This window comes from Methylobacterium sp. E-066, from assembly GCF_022829635.1.
Lineage (GTDB): Bacteria > Pseudomonadota > Alphaproteobacteria > Rhizobiales > Beijerinckiaceae > Methylobacterium.
Window position 1 is genome coordinate 1 of sequence record NZ_JAKSYO010000147.1, and the last position, 9,086, is coordinate 9,086.

General features: G+C 61.2%; 6 protein-coding genes and 2 pseudogenes. 2 read left to right on the plus strand and 6 right to left on the minus strand.

Features of this window, described 5'->3' with window-relative positions:
• Window positions 1-543: 543 nt before the first annotated feature.
• From MKL20_RS20555 to betC, 3 genes are all read right to left on the minus strand, one after another.
• Window positions 544-1,125 (minus strand): hypothetical protein, encoded by a 582-nt coding sequence (locus MKL20_RS20555; protein ID WP_244038228.1) that lies wholly within the window; start codon window positions 1,123-1,125, stop codon window positions 544-546.
• 83 nt (window positions 1,126-1,208) lie between these two features.
• Window positions 1,209-2,027, minus strand: coding sequence for a hypothetical protein (locus tag MKL20_RS20560; RefSeq protein WP_244038229.1), 819 nt, complete (start codon window positions 2,025-2,027; stop codon window positions 1,209-1,211).
• A gap of 343 nt (window positions 2,028-2,370) precedes the next feature.
• Complete coding sequence (betC, locus tag MKL20_RS20565) at window positions 2,371-3,882, minus strand: choline-sulfatase (protein WP_244038230.1); 1,512 nt, start codon at window positions 3,880-3,882, stop codon at window positions 2,371-2,373.
• A gap of 103 nt (window positions 3,883-3,985) precedes the next feature.
• Between betC and MKL20_RS20570 the strand changes: the two genes are divergently transcribed.
• The gene (locus tag MKL20_RS20570) at window positions 3,986-4,927 is read left to right on the plus strand and encodes a choline sulfate utilization transcriptional regulator (RefSeq protein WP_244038231.1); all 942 of its coding nucleotides are present in this window, start codon (window positions 3,986-3,988) and stop codon (window positions 4,925-4,927) included.
• A gap of 272 nt (window positions 4,928-5,199) precedes the next feature.
• Here the strand turns inward: MKL20_RS20570 and MKL20_RS20575 are convergent.
• Window positions 5,200-5,355: pseudogene (locus tag MKL20_RS20575) on the minus strand (IS3 family transposase); the annotation flags it as partial.
• Between the two features lie 83 nt (window positions 5,356-5,438).
• On the opposite strand from MKL20_RS20575, the pseudogene MKL20_RS20580 reads away from it, so the two are divergent.
• A pseudogene (locus tag MKL20_RS20580) lies at window positions 5,439-6,690 on the plus strand (helix-turn-helix domain-containing protein).
• A gap of 308 nt (window positions 6,691-6,998) precedes the next feature.
• Here MKL20_RS20580 and MKL20_RS20585 read toward each other — a convergent pair.
• On the minus strand, window positions 6,999-7,910 hold the full coding sequence (locus MKL20_RS20585) for a B12-binding domain-containing protein (protein WP_244038232.1): 912 nt from the start codon (window positions 7,908-7,910) through the stop codon (window positions 6,999-7,001).
• 630 nt (window positions 7,911-8,540) lie between these two features.
• Window positions 8,541-9,086: hypothetical protein (locus MKL20_RS20590; RefSeq protein WP_313902743.1), on the minus strand; the 546-nt coding region annotated here is incomplete at its 5' end.

The window sequence follows — 9,086 nt, forward strand, 5'->3', positions numbered from 1 at the left end:
CTCAGGACCAGCCCGCGGCGCAGGCCACAGGCTCAGGTGCCAACGATCCGACAGTCGCCGCCGGCTCTGGGGTGGCCACCCCAGAGCCGGCATCCCTCGCGGGACAGGGGCAATCTGACATGATTCGCTAATACAAGGTGCTGCGCAGCAGCCTCGAAGGAGCCCTCCAGCCAGACGCGCGATTCCTGGAGGGCTCCTTCAAAAACTCCGCTCCGCTACGCCGCATCAGGATGAGGGCGAGAAGGGGAAAGACAACTCAAACAGGCTCTGATTGAACCCCGGCTGGCGGCGGCCTGAGGGAGGTCGGAGGACAGTCTCCTGCCCATTCACCAGGCTCCGGCAAAGTGCCAACCGTTCAGGCTAGAGTGGCCTGCTTCATTCCATTGTCCTCCAAGCCCCCGGGCAGCATGCGGTTCTTCGAGATGTGCGCTCAGCGGGCGTGATCCACGTCTTGAACGCCCATCGCTTATTGAGGCGCTACAATCTGGAAGATTGGCGTCGTCCTGCCAAGCACGTTCCAGGCGCAACATCCGCGATCCTGGGTCAGAAATAATATCCAATGTTCGTTAGATACGTTGTGGCCCAGCGGTTCGTTCCACCTGAACCCGTGCCCTGCCCATAGTTGCCGATACCCGTGTAGGGATCGTTTCGACCGAATCTAAATTCGGAATAGATATAGAGTCCTTTGACTTCGCGGACAGTTAGCGCAGCGCCCAGAATGTAACGTTCGGAATCACGGAAGTCGGAGCGATCCTTATAGTAAGCGGAGTAGTTGAGATACGAAACAATTTCTGTGAAGGGCCCGGAATTTGGAGTGAATTTGTAGGCCAGCTCGCCCGAAACCGACCAGCCTTTCGTGGCGACGTTGTAGGATCCGTCGAAGCTGCCCATTGTGATGAGGCCGTTGCGACGGCCTGGATTACGCGGGTTGATGTCGATCCGGGTCACAACTGCGCGTGTCAGCCACGGGCCATAGGTCCCGATGAAGTGCAGCGCCTCCTGTTGCTTCGAGCCGTATAGTGACGTGTCGTCGTTGTAGAGGCTCGCATGCAGGGCCGACGCGCCAACAGATGCGCTCGCGATGGTGTCGTGGTAAAGTGTGTATTCAGCCCGACCGACCAGCATATGCTGTTCGGAGTTGTTGGTGCCGCCGTTCAGATAGGCGTCCGCACGAACGATATTTGTGGTGTAGCGTGCGCTGTCGCGGCTTATGCCGAAATAATTGCCGCCATCCGCGGGAAATATCCGAGCTGATAATTAAAGTCGCGCTCGACGTGGGAAAATTTCACGCCGACGTTGTACATTTCTTCGATTCCGATGACATAGGCAAACGTTTCGATGAAAGACGTGCTGAAATACGGCACAATTCCGAAAGGAACTTGCTGAAGGCCAATAGTGACACTATTTTCATTGTCGAGCTTTATACCGGCATAGGCAAACTTGAGGAAGTTGGCCTCTCCAAAGGTCTCCTTGTATCCCGCGGCTCGGTTAAAGGGAAAGGCGCCGCCGTAAATGTTGTACTGCGCCGCTCCGAAGAATGTGTTCGAGTCGTAGTTCGCTTTGAGGATGAGCGCGTCGACGCCGAAATAAGTGCCGGTATCGTTCAAGCTTGTTCGCCGGTTGATATCGTCGAAGTTGAGGGTAATGCGTCCCCGTACCGCGCCTCCAAAGGTCCAGGCTCCGTCGGCGGCGAGGGGGATGGCGGCGGGATTTGACACCGTGGCTGGCTCCACCCGAGCGGCACGGCGCTGCCGGGTCGGTGCCATGGCTTGCGGGTCGGGAATGGCGACGGGCTGCGCCGCATTCACCCGGTTCGGTTCGGCGTCAAGTTCGACCTCCTGGGCATAGACCGCCCGCGGTAGGGCTGTGACAAGCAGGGCTACAAGAAGAGCCGTTCCCGGCTTACGCACGAATTTCTTGAACATGTCTTCAATCTCTACGAAATGATCCGAGCGATCGCTCATTCGAGCGCGCGTTGAATTGCGTGGTTGGGTTTTTGAATTGAAAAAACCGATCGGCCGAGACATGCTGCATGTATCCCGGCAGAGATCGAGGTTCGACGACTTGCCAACTGCGCCGGTCTGGCTCGATCGCATCGTGTTCAAGGACGTGTTGCTCTGTGAGCAGGCCGACCACTGTCATCGACGTGCGGTCATCTCCGATGGCGCGTTGCTCGGCTTCGGCGAACAGCGCCGCGCATGTTCATGCCGGACGCGAGGACATCTTGCCGGCAGCACAGAAGGTCCCGGAGGGAGGCGGCATCCGCGTGGCGGCTGCGCGCGTGCGTCAAGGACATGATCTCATCTCCGGGCAAGCCATTGGCGCCTGGGCAACCGACGGGATGACCGTCGGCAGGGTCGGTTGCCGGCGTTACGGGCGTGGGAAGCGGGCCATCGCCTCGACGTCGTCGAGGTTCATGTGATTGCGCACGTATTGCCGGCTGGCGTCAGAGACCGGCTGGTAGTCCCAGGGGGTCCGCGCACCGGTCGCCAGGGCGCTGTAGACAAAGCGGCGGCGGCGCTGGCTCTGAAGGATCTCCTCCTTGAGGGCCGGGAGCGCCCAGCGCTCGGCCGCCTCGCGCCGCATCCGGCTCAAGACCGCGCCCGCGGAAGGATCCTCGGCAAGATTGCTCAACTCCTCCGGATCCGCGAAGAGGTCGAACAGTAGGTCCGGCTCGGTGAGCGAGTGGATGAACTTGTAGGCCCCACGGCGGATCATCACGATTGGGCCGACAGCCCCCTCGGCCAGATACTCGGCGAAGGCCTCGTCGTGAGACGGCCGGCTCTGCAAATGTGGGAGCAGGCTCCGCCCTTCCAGTGGCGTGGGCAGAGGCGGCGTGCCGGTGATGTCAAGGAACGTCGGGAGCAGGTCCATCAAGGAGACCGATTCCGCTACGCGCGCCGGTGCGAATCGCGACGGCGCATGGACCACGAGGGGAATGCGGATCGCCCCCTCGAAGAAGGTCATCTTGAACCAGAGACCGCGCTCGCCGAGCATCTCGCCGTGATCGGACACGATCACGATGATGGTATCGTCGGCGAGGTTCGTGGCCTCAAGCGCGCGACGCAGGCGTCCGAACTGATCGTCGACGTAAGAGATCGCGCCGTAATAGGCGCGGCGCGCGGCCCGGATCTGATCGAGACTTGGCGGCGTCGCCTCCGTCTTGCACATCGTGCGGATGCGCTGAGAATGGGGATCGGCTGCGTCGAACGGCATCGTATGACGCGGGAGGTCGATCTCCTCGTCGGTGTAGCGATCCCAATACTCAGCCGGGATCGCGAACGGGTCGTGCGGGTGCGTCATCGAGACGACCATGAAAAAAGGCCGCTCGTCCTTGTCGCGGACCATCGCGTAGATTTTGCGCTCGGCCGCGAACACCACCTCGTCGTCGAAGTCGAGCTGGTTGGTGCGTACGCAGGGACCTGCGTCGAGTACCGAGCTCATGGTGTGGAACCATTCCTGGCGCTCGGTCGGTGCGTCCCAGTCCGGGGTCCAGTTGAAATCCGAGGGGTAGATGTCGGTCGTCAGCCGCTCTTCGAAGCCGTGCATCTGGTCAGCACCACAAAAGTGCATCTTGCCCGACAGGATCGTGCGGTAGCCGCCGTTGCGTAGGGCATGGGCAAAGGTCGGGATTTCCGCCTGGAACTCGGCGGCGTTGTCGTAGGCGCCGATGCGAGAAGGCAGGCGCCCGCTCATGAAGACGTAGCGCGAGGGTGCGCAGAGGGGGAAGTTACAGTAGGCTGACTCGAATACGACGCCCTCCGCGGCGGCCTTGGCCATCTGTGGCGCTCGCGTTACGGGATGGCCGTAGAAGGGCAGGAACAGCGGGTTCATTTGATCCGCCATGAAGACCAGTACATTCGGCTTTCTAGAATTGCCCATTACACTCGAATCCTGACCTTAGACTACATGGCCGGCTCCACTGTGCAATTGTTTTGAACGGGCCTGAAGATACTTTGTCGATATGGAAGCATAAGCTGGAATTATGGCACGGTACCGAAATTTAGCTCCCCTTCCCTGGCTGATCGCCTTCGAGGCTGCGGCGCGGCATAAGAGTTTTGGATTGGCAGCGAAGGCTCTCGGCACCTCGCAGCCGGCCATCAGCCAGCGCATAGCCAACCTAGAATCCATGGTTGCCGTGTCGCTGTTCAAGCGACTCCCGCGCGGGGTGGATCTCACACCGCAGGGCGACGCGCTGCTGGCCGGGCTGTCCGAAGGGCTGAGCCAGATCGCTCAAGCGATCGAGGAGACGCGCCAGTCGACGCTGCGGAACCTAACGGTCGCGACCGATTTCGGATTCGCGGCGTTCTGGCTGATCCCACGCTTGCCGTCGCTTCAGCAGGTCCTGCCGGAGGTCAACGTCCGGGTGGTCACGTCACAGGGCAGCCTGGATGTTCGACGCGACCCGGCTGACGTGGCCGTCATCTTCGGTTCGAGCCACTGGCCGGGTTGCACCGCAGAATTGCTCATGCCGGAAACGGTGCTGCCGGTCTGTTCGCCAAGCTTTCTGTCGGCCCACCCTGTTCTGCGGACGCTTGCCGACCTACAGAACGTCCCGCTCCTGCATCTCGAGTCCGTCGCCGACGCGCGCTGGCTCGATTGGTCGGGCTGGTTCCGGGCCTGTAGCGTGAGCTGCACACTTGGCAAGAACCGTATCTCGATCAACAATTACAGTCTCGTTATCCAGGCTGCTCTGGCGGGACAGGGCGCGGCACTCGGCTGGCGTCCGCTCATCAACGACTTCATGGCGCGCGGACAACTGGTGGCGGCCATCGACCGAACCGTGGAGACGAAGAGCGGCTACTACGTCGTCCATCGCCAGACGAGCGCGAACGGGCGGACGGTCGACCGCTTCTGTGCTTGGCTGCGAACGCAAATGAATGATGCTCCTGAGCCTATGGACGGCGGCCTCCGGGCAGAGCTGTAGTCGCGATCCGCAGCCGCCGTCACTCCCAGCGAGTTGAGTACCGTTGTCTTTGTAAGATGCACTGCATCATCCTTGAGATGTTTGATCCCGGGTTTTAATGGTGCACTCTTCACATTGGAGTGGAGGGACGCGCTATGGGCTGACCTGACCGGTATTTTGGACCGGGCCAGTTGCGAGGCTACGGCATGGTAGCGGCCATGGGTAGCTGGAAGGCGAGATCCGGGACGCTGATAGGCGGTGACCTGCCCCCATCCGGTGACCCAGGTGCGAAGTTAGTGCATCGTGGGTTGTGTGACGATGGCAGGGCGAGCGGACGGCACTGAGCCGCTCGGTTCCGTTGGCCAAATGACGACCTCCGGCGCAGGCGGGCAGGAGCCAAGTGATAAGTGCGGCCGGATGCTGTTGTCGTGCGTCCGCCCTCGCTCGATTGTCCGCCGTCAGCACTCGTAGGACAGTTTGAGGGTTTTCACGAACGGAGGATGGCTGGTTCATCGTAGCCCCAGGAGCGAAGATGAAACAGACATCCGGGCCGGCACGGAAGCCGGCAGAAGCCGCGATCGAGGACATCCGCCGGGCCATGCGCCGGCAGTTCTCGTCCGAGGACAAGATCCGCATCGTGCTGGAGGGCCTGCGCGGTGAAGACAGCATCGCCGAGCTGTGCCGGCGCGAGGGCATCGCGTCCTCGATGCCCTACGGCTAGTCCAAGGAGTTCCTCGAAGCCGGCAAGCGGCGGTTGGCCGGCGACACGGCCCGCGCCGCCACCTCCGACGAGGTCAAGGACCTGCGCCGCGCGGCGGGCGCGCTGAAGCAGGTCGTGGCCGACCTCGTTCTAGAGAACCGCCTGCTCAAAAAAAGCATGCGCGGGGCTGGGGAGGACGCGGCATGAGGTACCCGGCCCCCGAGAAGCTGGAGATCATCCGGCTGGTCGAGCAGTCCCACCTGTCGGTGCGCACCACCCTGGACAAGCTCGGCCTCACCCGCTCGATGCGTCTCACGCTGGTACGACGCCTGCAGCCGCGGCGGCCCCGAAGCCCTGGCCGACCGCCCCTCGCGGCCGAGCCGGGTGTGGAACCGCCTGCCGGCCGAGGTTCGCGAGCAGATCCTCACCCTCGCGCTGGAGCAGCCGGAGCTCAGCCCGCGCGAGTTAGCGGTACGCTTCACCGACGAGCGCCGGTACTTCGTCTCGGAAGCGACCGTCTACCCGCCTGCTCAAGGCCCAGGACCTGATCACCAGCCCGGCCTACATCGTCGTCAAAGCTGCCGATGAGTTCCACGACAAGACCACCGCGAAGCTGTGCGCGACGATGCAGGCCAGCGACGTCACCGCCACGCTCGACTTGGCGCTGACCGCCGTTGGCCTCGATCAGGTGGAGGTCGTGCATCGCCCGAGGCTGCTGACCGACAACGGGTCGAGCTACGTTGCAGGTGACTTGGCCGACTGGCTCGGCAGCCGCGGCATAACCCACATCCGCGGTGCGCCCCGTCATCCGCAGACGAGAGGGCAAGATCGAGCGCTGGCACCTCACGCTCAAGAACCGCATCCTGCTCGAACACGCCTACCTGCCCGGCGAGCTGGAGGGGCGGATCGAAGCGTTTGCCGATCACGACAATCACGTCCGCGCCCACGAGAGCCTGGGCAACCTCACACCGGCCGACGTCTATCTCGGTCGGGGCGAAGATATCCTGCGCGAGCGGGCGCGTAATGGCGCAAGCATCAGACCCTTACCGATCGCCGTTTGCGCCATCACGCGCAGACCGCCTAACCTCTCACCCAGACGGACCCAGAGCCTCCGCTCCTGAACGCCACGAACCGTCCCAAATCATCTGACGACGGACACTGCAAATAAATATCTGCCCTGCACACGAGAGCACCTGTAATTCCATCACGCAAATTGCATCGCCGCGACTGAGAAAGAATTTCATTTAGGATTGACTAATAAAAACCAAATGTACGCGAATAATATATAAACTAAACGACAGTCATTAATTCTATACCCCCTCAGAGATCATGAATTATTAAAGCAGTCTTCGATTTTTTGATAAATTTATTGATCATATGTATTTGATATTATCATTGAAAATCAAGGTATTCACGCATTGTCGCGTGTCTAGGGTTTGTCTTTGAGATCAACACTTGGGCCAGAAGCACAGCGGTTGGGGCATCGACCGCCGAGGCATCGGCACCGACCCGTTCGACATATTCGGGATGCTCAAGAAAGATCGGTCCACCAACCATGACGCCGATCGAAGCATTGAGCGATGCCCGCCGCACGGCACGGATAGAGGCGGTGATTTGATCGAGCTGGCTCTCCTGGCTCAAAGTTAGGCCCACCACACCGAACAGCTCCGAACCTACGAGATCGGCGATCTGCTCGGGACTGGAGGCGAGGCCGCTCGCCACATGCCAGCCGGCCTTACGCATGAACTGCTCGACAATCGCCAGGCCGAAGGTGTGGCGTTCACCTGGTGCCCCCATCAGGAGGATACTGCGCTCGCTATCATTAGGTGCAATGCCTCCGTCCATGCGGAACGTGGCCAACAGGAACTGGAGCTGGGCGAGGCCGGCTGCCACCTCGATGAAATCGCACAGGTCGTCATCCCACATGCGTCCAAGCAGGGCCGCCGAGGGGGCCAGCAGGTCAAGGAACAGGTCGTCGACGGAATAGCCCTTGGTTGTCAGGGCATTGAATGCGTTCCTGAGGGCCGTGATGTCGTGCCCCAGGATCAGATCCGTGAAGCCCGCGACCGCTTCCGTATCCAGCTTCGGCAGAACGTCGAGCTGCGTCTGCCTTTCTCCGCGATCAGCCAACCTCAGACGGGGGATGATGTCAGCCTGAACGACGCGGCCGAGCGCGAGGGTTCGCTGTCGTGCCTCGTCGGCGGATCGCCGTCGTGCATAGTCCTTACGGGCATACGCAGCTTCAGCGATCCCCGCTGAGATGAGACCGACCCACTCCCAGCGAGGTGATCCTGCATATACCATTGCCTCATCCCCTGGCCCGGGTTTGTGATCCCCGTTTGTTATTGACCGTCGTCCGGCGATTACAGGACCGCAACAGAGACCGAAATGCTCGGGTTGTAAAGCAAGCTTCCTCCGCGTCGCACTTGGCGGTTTCGTCGGTCCACGGCGAGTGACAATAAATCGGACCAAGGCAACCACCGATATAAGACAGTGTTCCTATTACTACGTCGTTGACGGAGCCGGTCCGAACCCAACGTAACGCGAACTGGCATCTATCGACACAGCCTCGTCACAGACATCGTTGGTATCGCCCCCGAAGTCGGTCGGTCCGAGCCAATTAAACTGCCACTGAACAGACCCTTTGAAGGGCTGCAGCGGGTCGAAAGCAACCGAGCCGCCAATTCGGACATCCGACGGTTTTTCCGTCGCGCATAGCTGCATCTCACAGCGTTCGAGAAGGGTGGGGAGCGGGCCCTAGCCCTTTGTCCTAAAGCGGAGGTTTCGGCTTCGACCTTTAATGGCCGTTGATGCTAGCACGCACCATTCTCGAAAACAGGAAAACGGAGCAGCGCCCCTATGGGGTTTGCTCCAATCGACCTTGGCCGACCTCGCTGAAGCGAGAGATCCAGATCAGCTGTCGTGGGGTTGAGGTTATGTCTTATCCGGCTCGGTCGAGGGACCGGCAACGGCGCCCACGCCGTTGCCGAGATAAACTCCCCTGTGAGGCGGTACTCCACACGGCAATACGGGAACGGTTGAGGTCTCCTCCCGCACCTGTGCGAGGCCGGCTTCCACCTCTTGGATGAGGTCCGCAAAGACGTACGGCTTGCTGACCAAGCGTGTGCCCGGCGGTAATTCGCGCTGCAGATCCGTTCCAGCTCCCGAGGTGACAATGATGCCCAGACCGGGCCAACGGCGGTGAACGAGGTGGGCGAGGGCAACACCATCACCCACGATGCCCCGCCCCGTGATCAGCATGCGCACGACGGCTGGTCCTTGGAGCACCGCCAGTGCCTCGGCGGCCGTGCAGACCTCTATGGTCTGAAAACCAACATCCGCTAGCATGTCGGCTGTGACCATACGGACGAGCTCGTCGGCCTCCGCGATGAGGACGGCTAAAGGCCTGCTGTCAAACACAGACGTGCTCCGCGCGATCAGGGCGGGAGCGCTCGCGGCTCTCAGGCACTGGCGGCCGGG